Source organism: Veillonella parvula (assembly GCF_032577575.1).
In the GTDB taxonomy this organism is placed as follows: Bacteria; Bacillota; Negativicutes; order Veillonellales; family Veillonellaceae; genus Veillonella.
Window position 1 is genome coordinate 743,630 of the sequence record NZ_JAWFVO010000001.1, and the last position, 25,459, is coordinate 769,088.

General features: G+C 38.5%; 25 protein-coding genes and 1 pseudogene. 1 reads left to right on the forward strand and 25 read right to left on the reverse strand.

The features are described 5' to 3' along the window. Positions 1 to 42 precede the first annotated feature (42 nt). The 13 genes and pseudogenes from ttdB to thiT form a co-directional block, all read right to left on the reverse strand. A complete protein-coding gene (ttdB, locus tag E7K77_RS03480; RefSeq protein WP_195394632.1) occupies positions 43 to 654 on the reverse strand; it encodes a L(+)-tartrate dehydratase subunit beta in 612 nt (203 codons plus the stop codon). Next, entirely contained in the window at positions 654 to 1,556 is a 903-nt protein-coding gene (ttdA, locus tag E7K77_RS03485) for a L(+)-tartrate dehydratase subunit alpha (RefSeq protein WP_004698665.1), read from the reverse strand. The genes ttdB and ttdA overlap by 1 nt, the downstream gene beginning before the upstream one ends. 383 nt (positions 1,557 to 1,939) lie before the next feature. Then, positions 1,940 to 2,968 carry an AraC family transcriptional regulator gene (locus E7K77_RS03490; RefSeq protein ID WP_038150581.1) on the reverse strand — a complete coding sequence of 343 codons (1,029 nt, stop codon included), beginning with the start codon at positions 2,966 to 2,968 and terminating at the stop codon, positions 1,940 to 1,942. 192 nt (positions 2,969 to 3,160) lie between these two features. Further along, complete coding sequence (locus E7K77_RS03495) at positions 3,161 to 3,427, reverse strand: SemiSWEET family transporter (RefSeq protein ID WP_004698672.1); 267 nt, start codon at positions 3,425 to 3,427, stop codon at positions 3,161 to 3,163. A gap of 415 nt (positions 3,428 to 3,842) precedes the next feature. Then, a complete protein-coding gene (locus E7K77_RS03500) occupies positions 3,843 to 4,865 on the reverse strand; it encodes an AraC family transcriptional regulator (RefSeq protein WP_004698749.1) in 1,023 nt (340 codons plus the stop codon). Positions 4,866 to 4,879: 14 nt separating this feature from the next. Next, the gene (locus E7K77_RS03505; RefSeq protein ID WP_004698578.1) at positions 4,880 to 5,947 is read right to left on the reverse strand and encodes a zeta toxin family protein; all 1,068 of its coding nucleotides are present in this window, start codon (positions 5,945 to 5,947) and stop codon (positions 4,880 to 4,882) included. A 71-nt stretch (positions 5,948 to 6,018) separates the two neighbouring features. Next, entirely contained in the window at positions 6,019 to 6,354 is a 336-nt protein-coding gene (locus tag E7K77_RS03510) for a cupin domain-containing protein (RefSeq protein WP_004698659.1), read from the reverse strand. 52 nt (positions 6,355 to 6,406) lie between these two features. Next, positions 6,407 to 7,681, reverse strand: coding sequence for an SLC13 family permease (locus tag E7K77_RS03515; protein WP_004698525.1), 1,275 nt, complete (start codon positions 7,679 to 7,681; stop codon positions 6,407 to 6,409). A 126-nt stretch (positions 7,682 to 7,807) separates the two neighbouring features. After that, a pseudogene (locus E7K77_RS03520) lies at positions 7,808 to 8,005 on the reverse strand (hypothetical protein); the annotation flags it as partial. 201 nt (positions 8,006 to 8,206) lie between these two features. Next, complete coding sequence (locus E7K77_RS03525; protein WP_443084074.1) at positions 8,207 to 8,461, reverse strand: cupin domain-containing protein; 255 nt, start codon at positions 8,459 to 8,461, stop codon at positions 8,207 to 8,209. Between the two features lie 208 nt (positions 8,462 to 8,669). Beyond that, entirely contained in the window at positions 8,670 to 9,905 is a 1,236-nt protein-coding gene (locus E7K77_RS03530) for a molybdopterin molybdotransferase MoeA (protein ID WP_195394631.1), read from the reverse strand. After that, positions 9,886 to 11,010: a molybdopterin-guanine dinucleotide biosynthesis protein B gene (gene mobB, locus E7K77_RS03535; RefSeq protein WP_195394630.1), complete on the reverse strand. Its 1,125-nt coding sequence runs from the start codon at positions 11,008 to 11,010 to the stop codon at positions 9,886 to 9,888. Before mobB ends, E7K77_RS03530 begins: the two co-directional genes overlap by 20 nt. Further along, on the reverse strand, positions 11,003 to 11,533 hold the full coding sequence (thiT, locus tag E7K77_RS03540) for an energy-coupled thiamine transporter ThiT (protein ID WP_105086691.1): 531 nt from the start codon (positions 11,531 to 11,533) through the stop codon (positions 11,003 to 11,005). Before thiT ends, mobB begins: the two co-directional genes overlap by 8 nt. Before the next feature lie 183 nt (positions 11,534 to 11,716). On the opposite strand from thiT, the gene E7K77_RS03545 reads away from it, so the two are divergent. Continuing rightward, entirely contained in the window at positions 11,717 to 12,703 is a 987-nt protein-coding gene (locus E7K77_RS03545; RefSeq protein WP_004696596.1) for a GMP reductase, read from the forward strand. 137 nt (positions 12,704 to 12,840) lie between these two features. Here the strand turns inward: E7K77_RS03545 and E7K77_RS03550 are convergent, their stop codons facing one another. From E7K77_RS03550 to ilvN, 12 genes are all read right to left on the reverse strand, one after another. Then, positions 12,841 to 14,034 carry an MFS transporter gene (locus E7K77_RS03550; protein WP_195394629.1) on the reverse strand — a complete coding sequence of 398 codons (1,194 nt, stop codon included), beginning with the start codon at positions 14,032 to 14,034 and terminating at the stop codon, positions 12,841 to 12,843. Between the two features lie 174 nt (positions 14,035 to 14,208). After that, a complete protein-coding gene (gene dcuC, locus E7K77_RS03555; RefSeq protein ID WP_195394628.1) occupies positions 14,209 to 15,564 on the reverse strand; it encodes a C4-dicarboxylate transporter DcuC in 1,356 nt (451 codons plus the stop codon). A gap of 21 nt (positions 15,565 to 15,585) precedes the next feature. Continuing rightward, positions 15,586 to 16,764, reverse strand: coding sequence for a M20 metallopeptidase family protein (locus E7K77_RS03560; protein ID WP_278468251.1), 1,179 nt, complete (start codon positions 16,762 to 16,764; stop codon positions 15,586 to 15,588). Positions 16,765 to 16,859: 95 nt separating this feature from the next. Next, positions 16,860 to 17,042, reverse strand: a complete 183-nt coding sequence (locus E7K77_RS03565) for a hypothetical protein (RefSeq protein WP_042977898.1) — start codon at positions 17,040 to 17,042, stop codon at positions 16,860 to 16,862. A gap of 137 nt (positions 17,043 to 17,179) precedes the next feature. After that, positions 17,180 to 18,367: an aspartate aminotransferase family protein gene (locus tag E7K77_RS03570; protein WP_278606783.1), complete on the reverse strand. Its 1,188-nt coding sequence runs from the start codon at positions 18,365 to 18,367 to the stop codon at positions 17,180 to 17,182. An 85-nt stretch (positions 18,368 to 18,452) separates the two neighbouring features. Then, positions 18,453 to 19,310, reverse strand: coding sequence for an acetylglutamate kinase (gene argB, locus E7K77_RS03575; protein WP_004698655.1), 858 nt, complete (start codon positions 19,308 to 19,310; stop codon positions 18,453 to 18,455). 10 nt (positions 19,311 to 19,320) lie between these two features. Then, positions 19,321 to 20,271, reverse strand: a complete 951-nt coding sequence (gene argC / locus E7K77_RS03580; RefSeq protein ID WP_004698661.1) for an N-acetyl-gamma-glutamyl-phosphate reductase — start codon at positions 20,269 to 20,271, stop codon at positions 19,321 to 19,323. Between the two features lie 110 nt (positions 20,272 to 20,381). Next, positions 20,382 to 21,392 (reverse strand): ornithine carbamoyltransferase, encoded by a 1,011-nt coding sequence (gene argF, locus E7K77_RS03585; protein WP_369124198.1) that lies wholly within the window; start codon positions 21,390 to 21,392, stop codon positions 20,382 to 20,384. 31 nt (positions 21,393 to 21,423) lie between these two features. Next, positions 21,424 to 22,608, reverse strand: a complete 1,185-nt coding sequence (locus E7K77_RS03590) for a M20 metallopeptidase family protein (protein WP_325306453.1) — start codon at positions 22,606 to 22,608, stop codon at positions 21,424 to 21,426. 228 nt (positions 22,609 to 22,836) lie between these two features. Next, positions 22,837 to 24,159 carry a purple acid phosphatase family protein gene (locus tag E7K77_RS03595; RefSeq protein ID WP_325306454.1) on the reverse strand — a complete coding sequence of 441 codons (1,323 nt, stop codon included), beginning with the start codon at positions 24,157 to 24,159 and terminating at the stop codon, positions 22,837 to 22,839. A gap of 6 nt (positions 24,160 to 24,165) precedes the next feature. After that, positions 24,166 to 24,756, reverse strand: coding sequence for a beta-class carbonic anhydrase (locus E7K77_RS03600; RefSeq protein ID WP_278457705.1), 591 nt, complete (start codon positions 24,754 to 24,756; stop codon positions 24,166 to 24,168). Positions 24,757 to 24,943: 187 nt separating this feature from the next. Beyond that, positions 24,944 to 25,456: an acetolactate synthase small subunit gene (gene ilvN / locus E7K77_RS03605; RefSeq protein ID WP_325306456.1), complete on the reverse strand. Its 513-nt coding sequence runs from the start codon at positions 25,454 to 25,456 to the stop codon at positions 24,944 to 24,946. Positions 25,457 to 25,459: the final 3 nt, after the last annotated feature.

Consider the following 25,459-nt stretch of genomic DNA (forward strand, 5'->3'; position numbering starts at 1 on the left):
TGAAGTTATTCATAATATAAAGAAATCGCTATTCTTATCTTATTATTTGATGAAACCTACGTGTTTATATATTTCGTCTAATATTTCATCTTTTTTCTTATTATATTCTATTTTCTTTTCTTCAAAGTAGTTATTACCGTCTGCATCAATGGATACGATAAGCGGACCAAATTCTTTAACCTTAAAAGTCCACAAAGTCTCACACATACCTAATTCACGCCAATTAGCAGATTCTACTTTTTCGACTTCTGTAGCAGCAAGAACCGCATTACCTGCAGGGAACACACAGTGTAGTGCACCAAAGTCTTTGCAGGCACGTGCTGTTTCAGGACCCATGCCACCTTTACCTACAATGAGACGTACACCTGTCTTTTTAACAAATTCATATTCGTATTTTTCCATCCTCATAGATGTAGTAGGTCCTACAGATACAACTTCAAATTCATTATCGCTTAAAGTACGAATAATTGGACCTGCATGAAGTATAGCCCCATCTTTAACATCAACCGGTAACGTTTTACCTTCTTCTACCACACGACGATGCCCCATATCACGACAGGTTGTAATATGCCCAGTCAAATAAATCACATCGCCTGGCTTAATGCCTGCTAAATCAGATTGTTGAATAGGTGTAGTTAATATTTTCTTAGCCATTATAATGTCACTCCTTTATGAGATTTAACTGTGCAATTACCATCCTTGTCAAATACGAGATCGCCGCGACGATGATTCCAACAACCTACACTAACAGCACAAGAAATAACAGATGGATGACGTGTACCATGTTCAATGTTCACACCTAAAACAGTTTTATCCCCACCCATACCTTGAGGTCCAATACCAATCTTATTAATTCCATCTTCTAACAATTGTTCCATATAAGCCGCTTTTTCATTAGGTGCTTTTGAAGATACAGGGCGCATTAATGCTTTTTTAGATAATCCAGCAGCGGTATCAATAGTTGTAGCAATCCCTACACCTACCAATAGTGGAGGACACGCATTCAATCCATAGCTTGTCATCAAATCAAGAACAAACTTAGCAATACCTTCATAGCCTTCGCCTGGCATCAATGTTTTACCTGACCCTGGCAAGGAACACCCGCCACCAGCCATATAAGGGAAGATTTCTACATCATCACAACCAGAAATGATATCCCAGTGAATATAAGGTGCAGTGAGGCCAATATTTTTACCAGTATTAAACTCATCAAAAGTTTCTACACAGTTCAATCGTAATGGAGCCTCTTGTGTAGCCTTATAAGTTGCTTCTCTTAGAATATCTTCTAATTCTCCTAATAAGGGATAATTAGATCCAACCTTTACCCAAAATTGTAATACACCAGTATCTTGACAAGAAGGACGATTAAGCTGAGCTGCTAAATCCATATTATGTTGCATTGTTTCATAAATAGATTTGGCCATAGGATTTTTTTCATCCTGTGCCAATTCATGAATTTTTTCTTGTACATCATCAGGCAATACCTTTGCCATATAAGAAATGAAATTAGCTATCTTATTTGTCATTTCTTGTACTTGTTGTTCCTTCGTACTCATCGCAAACCTCCAAAAAGACTTCAATATTTAAGACGTGATTATTTCTGTTTCGGAACCTTAGCTCCTTTCGATGATTCTATTCTACTCTTTTTTCAGTATATAACTATCCAATTTACAAGTTGATTTTTATTGGTGAAAGTCTGTCAAACACATACAAAATTTCCTTAATTATTTTCTTTTAACCCATTAAAAATATACAATTTCACCTATATGATTATAAAAAAAAGAGCACTACCATCAGAACGTAGTGCTCTTTCACCATATATTTTAATAGGATTAACAAATATACAAAATCACCTATACCTAATAATTGTATATCCACCTAATTTAATTTTCAAAATCATGAAATTATAGCTAATTACAAGTTATTATAAGAATGAAAATTATGATTGTAATCTTTTTACAACCATCTCAAGTTGGTCTCTAACATCCTGTAACTTTTGATTAGCCTCATCTAATCTATTCTTATCGATAGAGACATCTTGATAGGGTAAGTAAGTTTGTAAAATGTCTATAATATCTTCTTCCTGAGTAGAAATAATTTCCTTCCAATCATGTAATTTTGTCTTACGCCCCATCTCTTTTGCTTGCTTTCTATATTCAGATGGTGTTGTATGGAAATGTTTCTTGAAGGCCACATTAAAGGCTTTAATATCTGCAAAGCCACAACTACTTGCAATATGTGCTACTCCATCTTCAGAGTTAGCTAAACGAACTGTAGCCTCTCGTAATCTCAACCGCAACAAATACTCTAAAAAGGAAACCCCTAATTGGCGTTTAAAAAATTGAGATGTATAGTTCACATTATAACCGCCTATTTTAGCAATATCTTCTAACTCTATCTTCTGCTTATAGTTTTCATCAATATAGGCAATCATTTTATCAAAGGTAGCTACAGTCATATCAGCAGGCTTTGTATGTATAGGGATAGTCTTAACCGCATCAATTTCACGATATATATCACTCGTCATGGCTAAAAAGTGACTCTCCAACCATAATTGACGATCAGGACTTTCACTATTCACCATTAACAACATCATTTGTGCCGCAAGATAACGTAAGGACGTAAAGAATTCATTATCCCTATTAGTTTTATCTGAGCGCAATACAAATTGGTACATGCCGAAGTTAGGATCAAAGTATTGGAAAAACTCCTTACTCACATGAATAACAAGAGCTGTTGTATCCTCCTCTAAGGCCAACGTAGCATGACCTACTTGAGGGGAAATAATAATGGTATCAAGAGGTTCCATTGTAAAAACCTCACTATTACAACTCATGTCGATTCTGCCCTTTAACAAGATCAAGACTTCAACGCCACTGTGCCAGTTGTAATGATATGTACTAACCTTATATATATCACTATTGAAATCTATATGATTGTGTTTATAGGTATAGTGAAAGTAATCCATAACAACGTAATACCCCTCATAAAATCAAACAAATACCTCTCAATTATTTACATAAAAAATGCACCCCTTATTAATCAAAGGGATGCATTCATTATGATATATATAATTAATAACGGTCAACAGTAATCTTATTTTATATATTAATAAATTATAGTTTTATGCTTCTATAGCATTATATATCTATTCTTAAAATTACATAACCGCTGTAATAGCCGCTGCTAAACCAAAGAAGATACCTGGTGCATTGGCTAATGCTACTGGAATATCTCTATGTTCTTTAAACAAACCATACGCTACCCATAATGTACAGTTGATTGCAGCTACAAGTGGTTGAATCCAATCACCAGTACCTGGATGTGCAAGGTTATGCATGATTTGTGGGAAATAAGATACATACATAGCTACAGCAGTAACAGTTGCAACTTTACCTACGTTTTCCATAAATTTTACTTGATTCATATATCCTCCAAAATTATAACTTACTAATTTTTTTACTCCTGATGAGATATATTCTACTCAGTTTAGTGAATATAACTATCCAAATTAAAAGATAATTTTTATATTAAAATCAACGAAAAAAGATAGATTTCTCTCGATTTATTGTATTTTGGGACTATAACAATATATAAATTCACCCGGAAAATACATATAAAAAAGCACTACTTATCAACAGTAGTGCTTTTTCAATAACTTTATAGGGTTTTTTGATATAGAAATTTACCCAATTCTAATCTTTCTATATGTGTCATAAATTCATCAAAATAATTTGCTTACCAAACTCTTATCACAAGAATATAGCTACTAAAAGAATTAGCTACTATAAGAATTAGTTACTATAAGAATCTAGTTGCCATAGAGATATAACAAAATACCTTTATAAATCCTTTACTACATCTGCTAACTTTTCTTTCAAAGATTCCAATTTTTTGCTCATAAATTCCAATTCACTCTTAGCTCGGGAATCATCTTCATACGACAAGAATGAATGCAATACATCAAGAACATCTTGATTGTCTACAGAAATAATTTCTTTCCAATCTTGTAAGACGGTTTTACGCCCAATGCTTTTGACTTGCTTACGATATTCTGTGGGAGTCATATTAAAGTGTTTTTTAAAAGCCACATTAAAGGCTTTCACATCTGCAAATCCACAATCGCTTGCAATTCTTGCGACAGCCTCATCCGTACCAGCTAAGCGAACAGTAGCGTCACGGATTCTTAACCTCAATACATACTCAACAAATGAAATCCCCATTTGCTTTTTAAAGAACTGAGATGTATAGGCAACATTATAGCCCCCAATTTTTGCAATATCTTCCAACTCTATTTTCTGCTCATAATGCTCATCAATATAGGCAATCATTTTATCGAACGTTGCGGGTTTCATATCACCAGGTCTAGCATTTTCATGAACCTTTTTAATGGGATCAAACTCTCTAAATACATCCCCAGCCAACGCTAAGTAATGATGCTCTATCCACATTCGATGTACCGGGCTTTCACCTTTAGTCATCAATAACATCGTCATAGCTGCATGATGCCGTAAGGTTGTAAAGAATTGATTGTGACGAGTACTATTATCTGAACGCAATACAAATTGATAGGCGCCAAAATCTGGATCATACTGTTGGTAAAATTCATTTCCTACATGAATGACAAAGGCAATGACATCCTCTTCCAGAGCTAATGTGGCATGTCCCACTTGAGGAGAGATAATGACCACATCAAGTGGTTCCATCGTAAATGTCTCACCATTACAACTCATCTCCATTTGGCCTTTTAATAAAATAACAATCTCCGTCTCACTATGCCAGTTGTAATGGTATGTGCCAACTCGATATATGTTGCTACTAAACTCTATGTAATTATGTTTATATGAATAGTCGAAGTAATCCATTACACTTTTACTCCCTAAGGTAATTTCGCTCTTAACTCCTGTTCCTGTGATTTACTCTCTTCTAACAAGGCCGATTCATCTTGAGTCCAAGGACCAAATAAAATTTGGTCTACAACAGTTCCAACAGATTCAGTACATAATTTTGAATTATATACTTGTTCTAAATCACGTTTATACACTTGAATAGTTTCAAAGACTCCACTCTGTTCTAGTTCAGTAATATTAGCGACCAAGGATTTTACAATTCCATCATGATGATCTTTAGGAGTGGCTCTCGCTTGTAAAGGATCCACAATCATCATTTCTAAATAGCGCAATTGCGTCGTCAAATAAGATAACTCTGGCTTAGTAGCAATCAAACAAAAATCGACGGTATAGCCTTTAGATTTTAATAATGTAGCTGTATTAATTGGTACTGCGGCGGAACGTAATGTGCCTTCAATAATTAAATTGTATTTTAAAGAGCTTAATTTATCAATTACAGCCTCTACCATCTTACCTGCAAACATTTTTGTGTAATCTACACTATCAACACCATATTTTTCTTGTAACTCTCTAAAATACGGGTGTTGAGCACGGTATGTATCGCCATCAATGATAATATAATTACCTTTTGACTCTAGCATTTTCACACGATGAATTGTGGTTTTCCCGGCTCCACTTTGACCACCTAAAATAACAGCACGAGGTGTACTAGATATATTTTTATTAAACGTTAAGAAATCAATGGTACGTTCTAAGGCCTTATCAAAGTCTTCAGAGCTATAGGATTCAATAGCTTGTACATCACTAGTCTCTTTAACAGCTTTAACATCACTAATGTCATGAGAAGCTTGTGCTAATGACTCTTTAATATTGCTTTCAAGGTCTACCATATCTGATTTTAGAACGTCTAACTCATGTATAGACGTGGCTAAATATAACTCTGTATTTACAATATGAGAATACGCTTTTAATAGCTCTACACAGTCACTAGTGTCACTCTCCTCAACTAAGTTACAGAGACGCGCTAATGTTTCCGCGCTTTGTTCTTTTAGAACTTCTATTTGTAAAGTTAAATTATACTGTTCAACGACATTCATACATTCGACCTCTCTCAACGCATTAAAAATGCACCCCTTATAATCTAAGGGATGCATTTATTATGATATATTTATTTAACAACGGTCAACAGCATCTTGAAGTTTTCTTGGGCATCGAGGCTATGAGGGACTTCAGAAGGCATGATCAATGTTTCACCAGCTTTCACATTGTGTTCCACATCACCGACGACGATATGTGCCTCTCCATCGAGGATTTGCACAATCGCATCGCCTACAGTTATATGCGTTGAGATTTCTTCGCCCTTTGGTAACGCAAATAAGGTAATACTGAGGCGTTCATTTTGGGCAATCGTAATACTAATCACTTGCCCTTCTTTATACTCTAAACAATCGCCTAGATGTAAAATTTCGTTGACTGGGATATTTTTTGTGAAAGTCTTACTCATAGAAAAAACCGCCACCAACGGTGACGGTTTAGTATGACTCACCTATATAAAATTACGGGTTAAATGGGAATAAAATTGGCAATAATACAAAAGAAACGATGGCAGATACAATAATCAATGGTACGCCAGCTTTTACATAATCCTTAAAGCTGTAACCCGCCACGTTATACACCATAGCATTTGGAGGCGTGCCCATTGGTGTAGCATATGCAAGAGAACTGGAAATAACGATAGCTACGAGAATCGCTTTTGGGTCAAAGCCTAATTGAGATGCCAAGGACAAGCCGATAGGTGCCAACAATGCAACGTCCGCTGTATTGGACACAAAGTTTGTCATGAATATAGACAAGAAGAAAAGCACTGCTAACAAGACCAATGGGTTAGGTGTCTCACCCAAACCATCAACGATAAGGTTTGCAATAAATGCACCTGCGCCGGATTTTACCATTGCTGTACCAAGAGCCAAGGAACCTACAAACAACAGAATTGTCTTCATATCGATAGACTTAACAGCCTCTGTTTCAGTAATAACCCCAGTTGCTACGATAACAAGAGCACCTACCCAAGCGCTAACAGCCAAAGATACACCGATTTGTTTTTCAAAAATCATAGCCGCAATAGTCAATACAAGCACCAAACCTGCTGTCCATTTTTTCCACATTGGAACATGATCAAAGTCAGCATTTTTTTGATAGTTTGCATCAGGCTCACGAGTTGGAACCTCTGGCACGAAACGTTTGCCAATGAATGCATAGAATAGAGTGCCGATGATAAGTATAGGTAAACCTACTTCACCATAAGCGAAGAAACTAAAGGAACCAAGACCAGCCTCTTGTAAATTAGAGTTTGCAATCATATTACCAGGGGAACCAATCATAGAAATATTACCACCCATAGCGGCTGCAAATGCGATTGGCATTAGGAATTTAGTTTGGTTGAAACCACCCTTTTTACAAATACCGATGACAACAGGAATCATAACGGCTGCCGTACCTGTGTTGGACAAGAGACCAGACATAATACCTGTAAGCATCATGATAGCGATAATAAGGATTGTTTCGTTTTTAGCAAATTTATTAACAACATCACCTACATCAACAGCAACACCTGTTTCAAAGAAAGCAGCACTGATAATAAACATAGCAATGAATAAAATAACATTAGAGTCAACGAAGCCTTTGAAAGCTTCCGTTGCGGTTAATACACCAGAAAGATGCAAACCAACGGCTACAATCATAGCCGTAATAGACAATGGAATCTTCTCCAATGCAAACATGACGATTGCAAATACGAGGAATCCCAATGTAACAGCAACACTATAATCCATGAGAACTTTCCTTTCATGGTAGTCATACACCTATAGTATATAGATATAACTCAGTGATGTAAATCATATAATTTTTTATAATGAATATTTTTCATATATCTACAACGCTAGATAATACCTTATATATTAAAAGGGGCACAGAATTGGCAATAATACCAATACCACAATACTAGATACAACAATAAGTGGTACACTAGCTTTCACATAATTCAAAAAGCTATAGCCAGCTATATTGTAAACCATAGTATTGGCAGGCATACCAATTGGTGTCGCATATGCCAAGGAACTAGCAATTACGATAGCCGCGAGCACTGCTTTTGGATCTACTTTCGTGCTCATCGTAAACCTCCAGCAGGACTTCCTTTTCTAGACCTCTAAAATAAAATCTATTAAATATGTTAACGCCTCTCCATAATTTTATTGTACTCTTTTTTACAAATATAACTATCTAAATTATATATTTTTCTAACGGAATATAAAAATACACCCCTTATTAATCCAAGGGATGCATTCATTATGATATATTTATTTAACGACGGTCAACAGCATCTTGAAGTTTTCTCGGGCATCGAGGCTATGAGGGACTTCAGAAGGCATGATCAATGTTTCACCAGCTTTCACATTGTATTCCACATCACCGACGACGATATGTACCTCTCCATCGAGGATTTGCACAATCGCATCGCCTACAGTTACATGCGTTGAGATTTCTTCGCCCTTTGGTAACGCAAATAAGGTAATACTGAGGCGTTCATTTTGGGCTATAGTAATACTAATCACTTGCCCTTCTTTATACTCTAAACAATCGCCTAGATGTAAAATTTCGTTGACTGGGATATTTTTTGTGAAAGTCTTACTCATAGAATATATAACAAATAGACGAGACCTCTAGAGAGACCTCGTCTTATTATTATCACTAAATATTACAGATATGTAACATCCTAAATTTTGAAATATTAAACGTCTATAAATATTAATCTCATATAATTTAAATCGCAGGTAGCAGTCCTAATAGATACACATCAAAAGTATCGCCAGGCCGTACCTCATGTACGCCTCTCGGAATACACGCCAAAGCATTAACCGTATATAAGCCTAACATGCTACTACTGTTAAAGTGACGATTAGCCACAAAGCGTGGCGCGCCACCACCGAAGATTACTTTACCTTGTACATAGCGATCAAAAGCATTGCGTTTAAAAATTTCCGAATCCATAACACAGGCCACCACTGGTGTAGTCCAGTTTGCCAAACCTTTATAGCGTTTCAAGGTTGGTGCTACGATTAAATGCCACCCATTAAAGGCAGCCCCTGGATTACCGGACAAACCAAAGATAATCTGACCTTTTGGGGTAACCGCACCATAAGATGCTGCACCCGGTCGCATTTGAATACGGGCATAGATAGATTTTGCTCCTAGTTTTTCATAAATAAGAGGCATCGTATCGAAAAGGCCTACCGACACACCACCAGAACTGATAATAACATCTGCTTCTTCACTAAGCTTCAACACATGGTTGATTTCAGAGTCTAACTCCTCCGGAGCATCACTTACATGATAATGTGTTATCTTATGAAAACCTAAATCCTCCAAGAGCCCACAGATCATAGCTCGATTAGAGTTGTAGATTTTACCAGGTGTTAAACTTTCACCAGGTTCAATAACCTCATGGCCAGAGGTAAGAACTAATACACGAGGCATGGCATTAACAGATATCTCCGTCATACCTAGCCCCGTCAAAATGGTTTGTACTGTAGATGTTACCTCTGTACCACGTGGGATCACAATGGTGCCGGCAACACACTCCTCACCTTGTGGAATAATATGATCACCACAATGATATTTGCCTTGAATCGTAATTGTAGTTTGTGGTTCACCAGTGCCAACCACTTGTTCTTGCATGATGACAGTATCACATGTATCTGGTACCGGTGCACCAGTCATAATACGCACCGCATGACCAACGTCTACGGGATGTTCCCATACAACACCAGCACCAATGATACCGTCAACGATATATTCATTACGACCTTCTTCGTAGGCGATGGCATAACCATCCATAGCAGATTTTGGGAATGCAGGTACGTCTGTGGGTGCAATAATGTCCTCTGCTAACACGTACCCCTTCGCAGCCTTAACATCTATTGTTTCAACTTTATGAACTTGCGTTTGTAAGGCTTCATCCCACAATTGGAGCGCCTTCTCAACAGTAACGACGGCCATTTAAACTCCTCATCATTTCCTGTATGTGACGTACCAATTCAGGTACGTCTTGATCTAACTTACCAATTTCTATCGTCGCCACTCGGTCCATGGAATCCGAGATAAGCTCTTCCGTATGTCCCTCTTGGGTAACCTCTATAATAGGGGCAATCCCTTGAGACCGTGATTCTAGTATAACTATATCTACGGGCATAAACTGTGATATTTCATACAGATTTGATTGTTCTTTTGTACGTATGCGAATCGCTGTTTCAGTAGGCCCTGCAATAGCAACCGCATCAGCCCCAGCTTTATAAGCAAGATCTGTATCTGTTCCCTCATGATCCATCTGAAAGCCATGTTTATCGCTTTTGACAACACCAACGGATAAACCGATTTTTTGTAACTCAGACACAAGACGCGTTACAACAGTTGTCTTACCTGTTTTACGTTTTGATGCGACCACACTAATTAAAGGTACACGGCGAAATTCATTTTCCGCCAAAGCTCGCGCCCATTGATAATCTTCAAAGCGATTAATATTACTTAATTCCCAGCTATAGTCAGTAGCATCAATGGACTCAACATGCCCAATGACGTCAAGAGCATGATGCAAGGATACATTTTCGCCAACAAGAATAGATTGAATTAAGGACGCAATATATGGCCTATAAATACCGGCCATCGGCTCAGATTTACCACTTTCACTATATGGGACAATGGCATTCCAATCATTATGATCTACTTGATAGAGCCAATCATAATACAAATCCATTTCCATGAATGGCATATCTACTGCCATTACTGCATAAGCAGAACTAGTACCAACCGCTAGAGTGCTATACAGCCCCCCTAAAGGTCCGCATCGCCCAACAGAATCACGAACAATAGAAACCTTATTTTTCTCATCGTTCGATAATGTATCTATAATATGAGTCTGTATAGCAAGTCCTAATTGCTCGTCATCACCAATGGAGATAAGAATATCTTGAACATCTGCATCTAAGCCCTTACGAAGGGCATGAGATATAAGACTTTCACCATTAATCCAAGACAACAAAGCCTTAGGTTGCCCCATTCTAGTGCTGAGTCCTCCAGCCAAAATAATTAAACCTAATTTATCCACGACGTTGTAAACCTCGTTTAACACCTTGGTAGATGAATAGTAAAACTGCAATATTTAAAAGCCCATCTGGTACCATATAGGATGCATTATAAATCATGGAATAAACCCAAGGATTCTGCCCTTGCGGAGCATAGCTAGCAAAGACCACAGCACCGCTCGTAACAGATGCCCCCCAACGCAATACAATACCTACGATGGATCCAGTGATAAGTCCAGAAAGAGAATCTTTAAAGTAACCACAAACGCCAATAGCACCGTAAGCAACCAAGTAGTCTAATACAATACTTAAATAATGAACAGATGATTTAAAGCCTAAAATAAAGTGTAATATACCATATACAACACCTACGAAGATACCTCGTGTTCCGCCCCAACGATATGCGTAAATCATGAGTGGTACCAAAGCTGCCGCCTTAATAGAGCCTCCCTGTGGCATATGAAAAATCGTAATAAATGACAACACTTGAGCAATGGCAATTGCTACGCCAGCTTCAGCAAGCATACGGGTTTTAGACTGTTCCACATTAATCAACCTCCTTTTACCATATATCTATAAATGAATATATTATTTATACAATCTACTTGTATTGTACTACAGTTTATCCCTTATACCAAACAAAATATTCGGAACGTATTGAAAATTTTATGAGTCTCTTGTATAATGGTACAGGTTCAATATGTAATACTCGAAGGAGATATAGAAACTATGATTAATACAACTAACATCTTTGATTATGAAGACGTGCAATTGATTCCTAACAAATGTATTGTCTCCAGTCGTAGCGAATGTGATACACATGTAAAATTAGGTAAACGCACATTCCGCTTGCCAGTAGTACCTGCTAATATGCAAACTATTATCGACGAAGAGTTGGCTGAAAAATTAGCTCGTGAAGGGTATTTCTATATCATGCATCGTTTCCAACCAGAACGTCGTATGGACTTTGTAAAACGCATGCACGACCTTAACCTATATTCTTCTATTTCTATCGGCGTAAAAGCTGAAGAATTTGCTTTAGTTGATGAATTTAAGAAAGCAAACTTAACCCCAGAATATATCACTATTGATATTGCACATGGTCATTCCAATGCGGTCATCGAAATGATTCAATACATAAAAAAGAACTTACCTGAAACCTTCATTATCGCTGGTAATGTAGGCACTCCAGAAGCAGTTCGTGAACTAGAAAATGCTGGTGCTGATGCGACTAAAGTAGGCATCGGTCCTGGTAAAGTATGTATCACAAAATTGAAAACTGGCTTTGGTACTGGTGGCTGGCAATTAGCGGCTGTTCGCTGGTGCGCAAAAGCAGCTACTAAACCTATCATCGCTGACGGCGGTATTCGTGACCATGGCGACATCGCAAAATCCATTCGCTTTGGTGCTACTATGGTTATGATTGGCTCCCTCTTTGCAGGTCACGAGGAATCCCCAGGGGAAGAAAAGATTGTTGACGGCAAAGCTGTAAAAGAATACTTTGGTTCCGCTTCTGAGTTCCAAAAAGGGGAACGCAAAAATGTAGAAGGTAAAAAAATCTTCATCGATTCCAAAGGTTCTATCTTCGATACATTAACTGAAATGGAACAAGATTTACAATCCGCTATTTCTTACGCTGGCGGTACGACTCTACAAGCCATCCGCAAAGTAGACTATGTGCTTGTTAAAAACTCCATCTTCAATGGCGATCGCTAATCTAATCAATATATAATGATAGTTCTAAAAGCCACAGGTTCTAGACCTGTGGCTTTTTAATGCGAGAAATACATAAAATATAAAAATATGAAAAAGGAGCTACGATACGAAAATCGTAGCTCCTTAATTATAGGCTATTAAATTTGTTCTTCACTAAGACCACAGTCTTTACTCATTAAATGGTATGCGTATTTACCAATACCTGCACTTACAACAAGCAATATAGTCAATACGATAAATGCTACTGTAAGACTTGTACCGTGCGCAATGAAACCAATTAAGGCAGGTCCCATCAAAATACCCATATAACCGAGCATTGTGGATGTTGCGACCGCTTGTGTCATAGGAATGACATTTTGTTCCCCCATTGCAGAGAATAGGTTTGGTACTATCATAGCTAATGAAATACCCAATAATAAGTAAGTATACATGGATGCATGACCTGGCAAGAACACGATAAGCCCCATCGCAATAGAGCCAAGTAAGTAGCCACCAACAACAACTTGCTTTGATGTTAAGTGTTTACCTAATCTATTACCAAGCAAACGGCCTATACACATAGTACCATTAAAGAGCATTACACCCATGACAGCCTCTTCAATAACAATCCCTTTATCTTCAAATAAATATAATGCACTCCAATCCCCTACAGCACCTTCTACCAAGTAAGAAACAAAGGACAATAAACCAAAAATAAGAGCGATTGGATGAAAGGACAATGGGCTTTTAGATTTTTTAGTAACCTTTGCATTTGGATCACTACCAAAGGTCAACATAAATTGGCTAACTACAACCATCGCAATAAATAGTACGATGAGAAGTCCCCAAATACTTTGATTAACAGGCAGCGATAAGATTTTTAAAAGCACGAGCAAAACACCGGCACCAGCAAAACCACCTAAGCTCCAGCCACCGTGATAGGCGCCCATTAAATGTTTTTTGCTCACCTTTTCTGTTAGGATAGCTTGTAAATTAGCAGAAGCACCACTAAGGCCTACACCAATACCAAAAAAGAACAGGGCTACTGTTGTTGTAGCAATAGTAGGACACATAGTAACGATGGCAAGAGATACCATACCAATAAAGCTAGCTAACAAAACGACTCTCTTACACCCAAAGCTTTCTACAAGCTTACCTGCTATAGCCATGGATAAACAAGAACCTACACCGAGCAACAAAATCATGGAACCTAATACATCTTCACCAATACTAAGCTTTGCTTTTAAATATGGCACAAAACCAGCCCATAAAGCTGTGTACATACCAGGGATAAAAAATGCCCCAAAAGCACCACGAATATTTGCTGTTGAAATAGAAACTTGATCGTTCATTACATCCTTTCTGGCTTCTAGAACCGTCCGGCGAAGAAAGGCCCTTTTTATCCGCAAAGCACTAAAACTTGTACTTTAACAGGAAACCATTTTAATTACATATGATTTAATATTGGAATATAATAACCCTCTTTACAAAACATGTAAAGAGGGTTTTGTAAATTTAAATTAAAATTAAAAAAGCACCCATATTCCCGCACAACTTGTAAGTAATGCCACAAGAACTGGCACAGCCGTGCGTCTAAGTAAATCTACCGATTTAATATGAGCTACACCAGCTACACCAACCATAACTGGACTAATTGGGCTTAAGAACAAACCAAGGCTAGCTCCATTTTGCATGCCAAGCATAGTGGTAATCGGATCAAGGCTAAGATTAGATACAATATCAGGTACTAGTGGAACTAATGTGAATAATGGTGCTACGTTACTACCTGTAACCATACTAAGTCCTAGCATACCCCCTCCAAGAATAGAGGTAAGTCCAATAGAGTTTAAGGATAGTGTTTGAAGTGTACTAACTAACGAATCAATAAGGCCTAGGCTAACCAAACCTTGCGCAAAGATTTGCCCCCCTATAATAAGAGTCACTGCATAAGAGAACTGATTCCCCATACCTTCAAAGAAAACTGTGGTGCTCTTAAGTACAGTTCTCAGATTTCGATGACGAATTAATTCTGTCATTAGAGCAATGCCAAAGGCAAGCATCATGGCAAGAGTAACATTCATCTTTACACCAGAAAAACCATACTGGCTAAAGCCTAAGATAAAACACAATGGTAATAATGGGAATATCATATATAGCTTGGGACCAATAGGCGCTTTAGGAATGCTTTCAAGATCATTTACATCCATAGGGCCATCAATTCGATCTCGATATCTCTGCCACCAGAAGTGCGCTATGGCAGTCACAATAGCAACTAAGAAATAAATCCTCAACTGATAGCCTACAAAATAGTTTGGCACAGGAATATTTAATACCTTTGCAATCAATAAAGTAGACACCGCCCCAGGTCCTACATCCATAAGGTGTCCCGTAGCAATAACTGCAGCCGCCCCTACAGGACTTACACCTAATCGAACTAAAACAGGATACATTGTGACCATCATGAGGAGAGCAAGACTCAAAGGATTGGGAACACAAATAGCTAATCCCATATTGAGTAAAAACATAAGGGCTAACACAATATATGGTCGATTAAGGCGATATAAAGGGCGGATAAAAGTATCTGCGAGTCGCGTTCCTGCCCCAATATATTCCATATATTTTGCATAGCCTGCACAAGTCATAATCATAAGGCCCAAATTAACTATATTATTAGATGTCGTTATCCTTACGATATCCATGGCATCAAATATAAGAACCCCTGTAGATTGACCATCAACTAATATGGCATCAATCCATTTTCCCTCATAAGCGATGAACATCATGAGGATTCCCATGCCAATCAAAATAGGCTGTGGTTGATAGCGCTTCATCAATAATATGCCTGTTATAGCAATAATAATGAGACATATAACTATATTCATAAGAACCTCTTACATAGAATTTTAGTTATGTTCTTTTAACCACTGAATTGCATATTCAGTATACACCGCAGATGCTGCAGATAATACGGTATCATCCATATTAAATCTATTATTATGATGATCGTATGTAGCTTCTACTTCAGGGTTTTGAATACCAATAAAGGCAAAGCATCCTGATTTATCTTGTAAATACCATGCAAAATCTTCTCCAGGCATTACTTTACGCATCTTAGAAAGCTTGTCCTCACCTAATGTATCAATAACGACACGTTCTGCAAGTTCACTGGATTCAGGATCATTAATAGTAGGAGGCACTTTTTTTATATATTCTAATGTAGCAGTCGCTCCATAGGCTTCTGCAGTGTGTTCCACAATGCGGCGAATAGTATCGACAATGTATTGTTCTTGGTTTGGATCAAAGAAACGAACCGTACCGCCCATGGAAGCTTCCCCAGGAATGACATTCCATTCTGAGCCAGAGTGAATATTGCCAATCGTAACAACGACGGAATCAAGGGCACTCACATTACGAGAAACCACAGTTTGCAAATTCATAACGATGGCACTAGCCACCACGATAGCATCGACCGCTTGGTGTGGCTGCGCACCATGACCTTGTTTGCCTTTTACGTTAATAGTAATTTGGCTACTTGCAGCCATACGAGGACCTTCCTCAACAGACACAAGACCCGCTGGCAAATCGATCCACACATGCCCTCCAAAGATAGCATCTACCTTATCATACCAATCGCCAAACTTAATGAAATCCGGAGCCCCTGCTCCAGTTTCTTCCGCAGGTTGAAATGCTAAATATACATCGCCTTCGATGCGGTCTTTCATAGACATTAGCATCTTTGCCGCACCTAGTAAAATAGCCATATGTCCATCATGACCGCAGGCATGCATTTTACCCTCTACTTCAGATTTATAATCTACTGCATTATGTTCATGAACAGGCAATGCATCGATGTCAGCACGTAACGCAATGGCTTTGCCAGGCTTAGAACCATGAATAATGCCGATTAATCCGATACCACGGTCTGTATCTACATGAACCTCTACGCCCATAGACTCTAGCTCTTTAGCCAAGGTCTTCGTCGTTTCAAACTCTTCATTACTAAGCTCTGGATGTTTATGAAAATATCTACGCCAATCTTGCACGTAGCCTTTATATTGCTCTATTAAATCGCGACTATGCATGATATCGCCTCCTCACTAAATCCCAACATTACTAGGAATAACATGGTAAAAGTAAAAGAAAACGACAGGCAACGCCATGTCGTTTTCTTAGTTTCTTATCGGTTGCGCAATACCGCTTGTACCGCTAAGGATACAATAGCCGTTGCAACTGTCACAGCAGCAGTGATTTTTGCCGTTGTGATAAGTTCTTCTTTTGTAGGTTTTGCTTTTGCCGCAATGTCCAACGTTTTTGCTACCGCTGGAACCAATACTTCATTACGTAAGGATTCTGTATTCATATTTACTCCTCCAATATAGACTATTTCTTCTAGGGTAACACGAATACGGACTAAAGTCTATATAATCATCGGTTTATTTCCATAGTTCAATGTTACATAACTATAGTAAACGATATTTATGAAAGCTAGACGAATTCTTATTTTACGGCTAATTCTTCAATCACTTCCGCTAAAATAGCAATCGCTTTTTCTAGTTGCTCTTGTGGAATATTAAGGGCTGGTAAAAGACGTACCTTATTTTTAGCAGATAAACATACAACACCTTTTTCAATGCATTTCTCTATAACGGTTTTAGCATCAACCGTAGTTTCAATGCCAAGCATGAGTCCCATACCGCTAACACCAATGACACCAGGTTTATCAGTTAAGGTCTCCTTTACGTATTCCCCTTTTGCTTTTACAGAATCGAGAAATTCAGGAGTTAAACGACTAATGATGGTATTACCTGCAGCCGCGCAGATTGGATTACCTCCAAAAGTAGTAGCATGAGCACCAGCATTTAATACATATTGCATCTTTTCATTGAATAAGGTGGCACCCATGGGTAGCCCTCCGGCCAAACCTTTTGCAGTAGATACCACATCTGGTTCGATACCAAATTGTTGGTATGCATATAAGCTGCCAGTCCGACCATTACCAGTTTGTACCTCATCGATGAGTACCAGTTGATCGTGTTCATGCGCATATTTTGTTACCGCTTGGACAAACTCTTTATCTAAGGGCATAACCCCACCTTCACCTTGGATAGGTTCCATCATGATGGCACAAACAGCTGGATTAGCAAGGACTTTCAAAGCCACATCAATATCATTAGCTGGTGTGTGAATAAAGCCTTCCGTAAATGGGAAGAAATGTTGATGGAATACATCTTGTCCTGTAGCAGACAAGGTGGTAATAGTACGACCGTGGAAACTATTGACCAAGGTAACAACTACATGACGACCTTCTCCGTATTTATCATGGCTATATTTACGAGCTGCCTTAATAGCACATTCGTTAGACTCCGCACCAGAGTTAGAGAAAAACACCTTTTTCATCCCCGTTTTCGCGCAGAGCTGTTTCGCTAGTTCAATCTGTGGCAAAGAATAGTATAAATTAGAAATATGATTCAACGCATGAGACTGCTTAGTAACAGCGTCAGTCCACTCATCATCGTCAACACCAAAAGCCGTTACGCCAATACCAGAGCCAAGGTCGATGTACTCTTTACCATCTACGTCCCACAAAAGGGACCCCTTCCCTTTTTGAAAGCATACGTTGAACCGACCATACGTATTGGCTATATATTCTTTATCTTGTTGTTCAAAATCGATTGCATTACTCATTATATCCTCCAAATGTACGGTCATGCCGTCGTCTATCTATGTAAAAGATACCCAATAGATGATTACCAGTATTATGTTTACTATATTAAGCAACAAACATTGTGCCAAGGCCTTCATCGGTTAATAACTCGATAAGAATGGCATGTGGAATTTCACCATTGATGATAAATACCTTTTGTGCCCCAGCTTCTATGGCTTCTAAGCAGCAATCTACCTTTGGAATCATACCGCCTACAATGACACCATCCGCTTTTAACTGAGCGGCCTCGGCCATCGTAATTTTAGAAATTAAAGAATCTGGATCATGCACATCTCGCAGTACACCATCAATATTGGTCATAGCCACCATGGTTTCCGCCTTGAGGGCACCTGCAATTTTCGCGGCTACCGTATCCGCATTAATATTGTAGGTCTTTCCATCGGCTCCCATGCCGATAGAAGAAATAACCGGAATATAGCCACGGCTAATTACGTCATGGATAATACTCGTATCAATGGTATCAATATAACCTACGTAACCAAGTTCTTCGTTTTGTTTATGAACTTGAATCATGTTGCCATCTACGCCACAAAGGCCAACAGCTTTGCCACCAAGATCCGTTAAATCCGCCACGAGCCCTTTATTCACCTTGCCGGCTAGCACCATTTGTACAACATCCATTGTTGCTTCATCGGTAACTCGTAGACCATTAGCAAAATGTGATTTAATTTGCATCGCCTCTAAAGTACTATTAATAGCTGGGCCACCGCCATGAACAAGGACTACTTTGACCCCCACTAATTGAAGTAATAGTAAATCCTTCATAACAGATTTCTTTAACTCTTCATCCACCATGGCATTGCCACCGTATTTAACGACAACGTACTGATCTGTGTATTGTTTTATATATGGAACGGCCGCCGTTAAGATATGCGCCCGCATTGCATTTGTTACATTCTTCATAGATTCCTCTCTAACCTAAAACTAAACCAGTATCCTCTGGTAAACCCAATGCAATATTCATACATTGAACGGCGGCACCCGATGCACCTTTACCTAAATTATCGAAAATGGCGTGAACCATGATGCGTTCATCGTTACCAGTGACATAGATTTTCATACTGTCCGTATTGCTCAATTGATTAGCGTTTAACATACCGCTATTACTATTTTCAGTAAATGGTGCAACCGTAACGATTGTACTATCTTTGTAAAAGTATTCTAACGTTTGTTGTACCTTATCAATACAAACAGGTTTATGACATAAACGACTATGAATACCTACGGTAACCTCCATTCCAGAGTAGTAATCATCAACAATTGGCATAAAAATTGGAGCTTCACTAAGGCCGCATACATGTTGTACTTCGGGTAAATGTTTATGTTCTTGACCAAGCCCATATTGACGAGGCGCATAAAGGAAATAGTCCTTAGGACTGCTTTCATATTGACCAATCATCTTCTTACCACCACCGCTATAGCCTGTTAAGGATGTAATGGTGAAAGGATAATCCGCTGGCACGAGCCCTGCTTTTACAAGAGGCGCTATACAAGCAATCATACCGCTCGCATGACAGCCAGGATTTGCAATATGTTTTTTAGTTGCAATATCTGTTTTGTAGCTTTCACCAAGTTCTGGGAACCCATATGCCCAACCAGCTGTAGTTCTAAACGCTGTAGAAGTATCAATAACCTTACATGGAAAATCACCAATAGCGGCCATAATTTCCTTAGATGCCACATCAGGTAAACATAGAAATACAAGATCCGCTTTTTTTGCAACCACTTTAATGGCCTCTACATTTTTGCGATCCTCATCAGCAGTCGCTAAGAGTTCTATATCTTTTCGATCGGATAATCGTTCATGAATTCTAAGACCAGTTGTGCCTTCATGACCAACAATAAATACTCTATGGGGTGTCATAATAAACCTCAATTCTCACCTATTGGTGACTCACACCTATTTATATAGCCCTTTATCCAATATAAATAGGAAACAAACTATACGATTCATCACCATTTAGGAAGATGAATTTATTTCAATGGGTAATCTCCAAAGGTGGCAACCATAACTGCCTTAATCGTGTGGAGACGATTTTCTGCTTCTTGGAACGCTAAAGAGTTTGGACCTTCAAATATCTCTTCGGTCACCTCAATGCCATTCAGGCCAAACCGTTCATAAATATCTTTACCCACTTGTGTTTCTGTGTTGTGGAACGCAGGTAAACAGTGGCAGAACTTAGTATTGGGATTACCAGTTAATGCCATCATTTTTGCATTTACTTGGAATGGTTTAAAAGTATTGATACGTTCCTCCCACATATCGTAAGTATCGCCCATCGTTACCCACACACCAGTGTAAATGACATCTAAACCTTTAACACCTTCAGCTACATCGTCTGTACAAGTGATAGTAGCACCCGTTTCTTTAGCCACTTTTAAGCACTCTTCGTAAAATGGACCAGCCGGCCAGTATTGTTTAGGGCCAATGAGTCTGAAATCCATCCCCATTTTAACGGCACCACTCATCAAGGCATTGCACATATTTGATTGACCGTGTCCAACATAAGCAAAGGAAATTTTATTCAACGCTTTATCGATATTTTCTTGTATGGTTAAGAAATTTGCTAATGTTTGTGTAGGATGATCCATATCGGTAAGCCCATTCCAAACAGGTACGCCAGAATAATCAGCTAATGTATCTACATCGGCTTGATCAAAACCTCTAAACTCGATAGCATCATACATAGATCCTAGAACACGAGCTGTATCTTTTAAGGATTCTTTTTTATTCATTTGGGAACCTGTAGGGCCAAGATATGTTGTAAAAGCCCCTTGATCAGCAGCCCCGACTTCAAAGGCACAACGTGTCCGTGTGGAATCCTTTTCAAAAATTAATGCAAAGTTTTTACCTACTAAGGTTTTAATCTCTTTACCTGCTTTTTTATCGGCTTTTAATTTAGCTGCTAAATCTAAAAAGTATTTAATTTCTTCTGGTGTATATTGAAGCATTGTTTTAAATGATGTATGTTGTAAACTTTTCATGATAACCTCTTATTTCAAACTATGTGTTTAACTACTTTTCTTGTAAATATTCGGCGGCAATAGCTGCCATCATTGTTATACCAGGTTCGAGGATGCTTTCATCGATGGTGAAAGCTGCATTATGCAAAGCCGGATTGCCTTCAAAGCCAGTGCCTAACCAAAGGAACGCGCCTTTGATTTTATGAAGATAGGCAGAGAAGTCCTCTGCCGCCATAGATGGGAATTCAGGATGTACCACTGCGTCTTTACCAAGATATTTCTCTACAATAGATGTGGCATAATCGACGGCCTCTGGATTATTGATAGTTGCACCATGACCACGTTTATAATCCAAAGTACTTTCCGTTTTAAACATCACATCGAGGGCCTGTAAGCTTTCACCTAATCGTCGTTCAATGTAATCTCGTTTCTCTGGTTCATAGGTACGGCAAGTACCCTCTAGGTATACATCACCGCAGCCTACGTTATATCGGTCACCACCATTGATAACACCGATAGTACACACGAGATTTTCCATTGGATTCGTTTCACGAGCTACCATGGACTCCACATTTACAATCCAGTTCGCTGCGGCCACAATAGCATCAACCCCATTGTGAGGCTCCGCACCATGGGTTGATTTGCCCTTAATATGTACAAGGAAGTGGTCAGATGCAGCCATCAAATTACCTTTTTTTAGACCTACAGTACCAACGGGTAATTGTGGCCATACATGAAGTCCATATATCTCGTCTACATCATCGAGGATACCACTATCGACAATGCCTTGGGCCCCTGGGAATAAAGCTTCTTCTTCGGAAGGTTGGAATACAAGTTTCACGGTCCCATGTAATTGATCTTTAATGGATTGTAGAATCGCCGCTGCACCAAGCAAAATTGCTATGTGGCTATCATGACCACAGGCATGCATAACGCCTTCATTTTGTGAAGCAAAGGGCACTCCTGTTATTTCATGTATGGGTAATGCATCCATATCGGCACGCAATGCAATAATAGGGCCTGTATGAGCACCTTCTATCTTACCGATAACAGCATAATCAGACACATCATTTACAAAGGGAATTCCTAGTTCACCAAGCACCTTTTGAATAAATAAAGATGTATCTTTTTCTTCACCAGATAACTCTGGATGGCTATGAATATGTCGACGCCATTCCACAACTTGTTCTTTATATTGGGAGGCATATTTCTTAATTAAATCTTGTAATGTGTTCATTACTCTATCTCCTTTATACACTGTATGTATATTTTATACATATTTTGTGTATTTTTATAACCCATACACGTATTATAATACTACACACCATAATTAGCAAGTATTTATACAAATCCACTGTATTTTTATTTGTTATATTGTAAATCAATTTTACTCATAGATTCTTGCAACCTTTGATTAGAGAAAAATAGACAAAAAAAGACACCTCCCAAAGGAGGTGTCTTTTTCTTATTTTTCAATGACTGATTCGTCAAGCTGAGTACCATCAGGTAAAAATGATTTTACAATCAGCTTATTCGGTGTCACTGTCATAGACATATAATTATTCGTTTCAGGCTGAGGTGCTACATATACATCTAGAGGATGTTGCTTCCACTTAGGACGTCGTGCATCACCAGCTATCCCTGTAAGGATATATAGTGGACCAGATGGATCTCGATCAAAGTTTCGTACATGGCCACGGTTGCGGTATGTATGTAAATGAGCAGATAAAACTAAGTCTACATTAAACTCATCGAAAATAGGCATAAATAATACGCCCTCATCATCGAAACCTACATCGCGACTTGCGCCTGGTCGATCAAAGGCATATTGGAATGGATCACGATGCATGAGGACTACAGTCCACTTTTTAGTATGAGCTGCTAAATCTTGACGTAGCCACTGAACCTCTACATCGTACAAATCAGGATGATGAGTATCATGATTATCCTCATGATTACTTTCATACAACATCGTATCTAATACAACGTAATGCACATCGCCAAAATCATAGGAATAATAACGGCGATTAAATGTTTCATTCCCATTAGGTGGTAATGCAAAGTAATTCAAATACGCATAAGGCTCGCGCATTTTCCAATCTAATGTATACATCTCATGGTTGCCTAAGGTCGTTGCTAACGGCACATTAGCACTCAAGGGTCTGATGGAATTCAACCAAGTGCGCCATTGATAGTCTTGTTCCCCATTATCTACAAGGTCCCCCATGCTAATATACAGGGCTGTCCTTGAATTGCGATGTGCGGAATCCTTAACAAGCTGCTCCCATCCGGAATAATCGCCAGATTGAGAATCTGGATAGATAAGAACATCATACACACTGGAACCAGCAGTTTCCAACGAATACCAATCACTGCGACAATCATCGCCATAACCAACGCGATATTCGTATTTAGTATTAGGCGCCAAACCAGTTACTGTACCCTCATGGATATAGGTGGTACTGCCATCATCGGTAAAAGCTTTGTCTGTAGCTCTTATCGTTTGAGTCGTATCGGATCCAACAAGACGATACTCTATTACCGCATCAGCTTCGCTGCTATCTGATTGCCACATAATAGTACGACTCGTGCTGTTATCTTGAGCTACAATTTGCCGAATATAACGACTTTCAGAATCGAGGAGTGGTTTTATCTCTTGGCCACTCACCACAGCCGCTGTTCTAGCTATACAACTCTGTATAGCATCCTTATGGACATATCCACCTATAGTAACACAGACCAAGGAAATAATGGCTAGCACGGATATAATTAATCTTTTTTTGTTCATATAATTCTAATTCTTTTCGTAATATTGTTTCATTTGTGTATAGCCATTAACGATGACTTCGATTTCACCCGTTCTAGGATGGAAGATAAGACCGTGAATAGGCACATCTTTAGGAATCAAAGGGTTCATACGCAATTCGTCTACTGTTTCTTCTACATTCTCTGCAGGATGGGTAAAACCATCAGCCCAACGCTCCATTTCTTTTCGCACCATGTGAATCGCTTCTGGAGAAATGCCACGAGCTAACATTTTTTCTGTTAAATCTTTTGCTGTAGTTTTAGCCATGCCACATTCGTGATGACCAATGATAAAGATTTCGTTAACACCTAACTCATAAATACATACGAGCAAGCTCCGTACAATACCATCAAAAGGGCCTGTAATACAATTGCCTGCCGTTTTAACAATCTTTGCCTCACCTCGCCCAATATCCATTGAATCCTCTAAAAAATTTACGAGGCGCGTATCCATGCATGTAACAATAGCCATTTCACGGCTAGGCATTTTACTACACTTTGTATCTGTATCTACATAACCTGTATTTTGATCTTCTACGTATTCTCTATTATGGGCTAAAATATCATCTAATAAACTCATAATACCTCCTATAGTTAAAGGTCTCGGCATACAACCAAGCTCTCTATATCAATAATGGTCGATATACATATTATATCATATCGAGTTGTACACGCTTTAAGCCACAAAAAATAGGTCTATTCAAATACATGTATTATATATTTGAATAGACCTAAAACGCCTATAAAGTACATTTAGAGTACACACCTTATCTATCAGGTGTGGATAAGGCTTCGATAGCAACGCTACCACCGCGCACGACTTCAATGCGGTTCACGAACATATCTTTAAACAAGGCAATCATATCATTATTTTTAGATACAGTTTTTACACATTGAACAAGTACAGATTTACGATTATAATCCACAACTAACAAATCAAAGGTTTTGGCAATGCGGAAAATTTCTTGTTTATCCGCTTCTTTACAGCTATTGACCTTGATAAATAGTAACTCTTTTTTCGTAATTCGCATGTCAGTAAAGTCGATAACTTTAATAACCTCCACACTGCGATTTAGTTGCTTAATAATTTGTTCATACGTCAAATCATCACAAGTAAGATCAATAGTCATGCGAGACATGGTAGGGTCTTCAGTTTCCCCTACCGTCAATGTATCAAGATTATAATTTTTGCCTGCGAAGAGGCCTGAAATCTTAGCTAGTACACCGATTTGGTTTTCTACATACGCTGAAATACAGCGTTTTTTCATATGTACTTCCATAAC

Excerpts from the sequence above, each read along its gene's own strand:
- ttdB (WP_195394632.1), bottom strand. The coding sequence starts at position 654 with ATGGCTAAGAAAATATTAACTACACCTATTCAACAATCTGATTTAGCA.
- ttdA (WP_004698665.1), bottom strand. The coding sequence starts at position 1,556 with ATGAGTACGAAGGAACAACAAGTACAAGAAATGACAAATAAGATAGCT.
- E7K77_RS03490 (WP_038150581.1), bottom strand. The coding sequence starts at position 2,968 with ATGGATTACTTTCACTATACCTATAAACACAATCATATAGATTTCAAT.
- E7K77_RS03495 (WP_004698672.1), bottom strand. The coding sequence starts at position 3,427 with ATGAATCAAGTAAAATTTATGGAAAACGTAGGTAAAGTTGCAACTGTT.
- E7K77_RS03500 (WP_004698749.1), bottom strand. The coding sequence starts at position 4,865 with ATGGATTACTTCGACTATTCATATAAACATAATTACATAGAGTTTAGT.
- E7K77_RS03505 (WP_004698578.1), bottom strand. The coding sequence starts at position 5,947 with ATGAATGTCGTTGAACAGTATAATTTAACTTTACAAATAGAAGTTCTA.
- E7K77_RS03510 (WP_004698659.1), bottom strand. The coding sequence starts at position 6,354 with ATGAGTAAGACTTTCACAAAAAATATCCCAGTCAACGAAATTTTACAT.
- E7K77_RS03515 (WP_004698525.1), bottom strand. The coding sequence starts at position 7,681 with ATGGATTATAGTGTTGCTGTTACATTGGGATTCCTCGTATTTGCAATC.
- E7K77_RS03530 (WP_195394631.1), bottom strand. The coding sequence starts at position 9,905 with ATGGCCGTCGTTACTGTTGAGAAGGCGCTCCAATTGTGGGATGAAGCC.
- E7K77_RS03545 (WP_004696596.1), top strand. The coding sequence starts at position 11,717 with ATGATTAATACAACTAACATCTTTGATTATGAAGACGTGCAATTGATT.
- E7K77_RS03550 (WP_195394629.1), bottom strand. The coding sequence starts at position 14,034 with ATGAACGATCAAGTTTCTATTTCAACAGCAAATATTCGTGGTGCTTTT.
- dcuC (WP_195394628.1), bottom strand. The coding sequence starts at position 15,564 with ATGAATATAGTTATATGTCTCATTATTATTGCTATAACAGGCATATTA.
- E7K77_RS03560 (WP_278468251.1), bottom strand. The coding sequence starts at position 16,764 with ATGCATAGTCGCGATTTAATAGAGCAATATAAAGGCTACGTGCAAGAT.
- E7K77_RS03565 (WP_042977898.1), bottom strand. The coding sequence starts at position 17,042 with ATGAATACAGAATCCTTACGTAATGAAGTATTGGTTCCAGCGGTAGCA.
- E7K77_RS03570 (WP_278606783.1), bottom strand. The coding sequence starts at position 18,367 with ATGAGTAATGCAATCGATTTTGAACAACAAGATAAAGAATATATAGCC.
- argB (WP_004698655.1), bottom strand. The coding sequence starts at position 19,310 with ATGAAGAATGTAACAAATGCAATGCGGGCGCATATCTTAACGGCGGCC.
- argC (WP_004698661.1), bottom strand. The coding sequence starts at position 20,271 with ATGACACCCCATAGAGTATTTATTGTTGGTCATGAAGGCACAACTGGT.
- argF (WP_369124198.1), bottom strand. The coding sequence starts at position 21,392 with ATGAAAAGTTTACAACATACATCATTTAAAACAATGCTTCAATATACA.
- E7K77_RS03590 (WP_325306453.1), bottom strand. The coding sequence starts at position 22,608 with ATGAACACATTACAAGATTTAATTAAGAAATATGCCTCCCAATATAAA.
- E7K77_RS03595 (WP_325306454.1), bottom strand. The coding sequence starts at position 24,159 with ATGAACAAAAAAAGATTAATTATATCCGTGCTAGCCATTATTTCCTTG.
- E7K77_RS03600 (WP_278457705.1), bottom strand. The coding sequence starts at position 24,756 with ATGAGTTTATTAGATGATATTTTAGCCCATAATAGAGAATACGTAGAA.
- ilvN (WP_325306456.1), bottom strand. The coding sequence starts at position 25,456 with ATGGAAGTACATATGAAAAAACGCTGTATTTCAGCGTATGTAGAAAAC.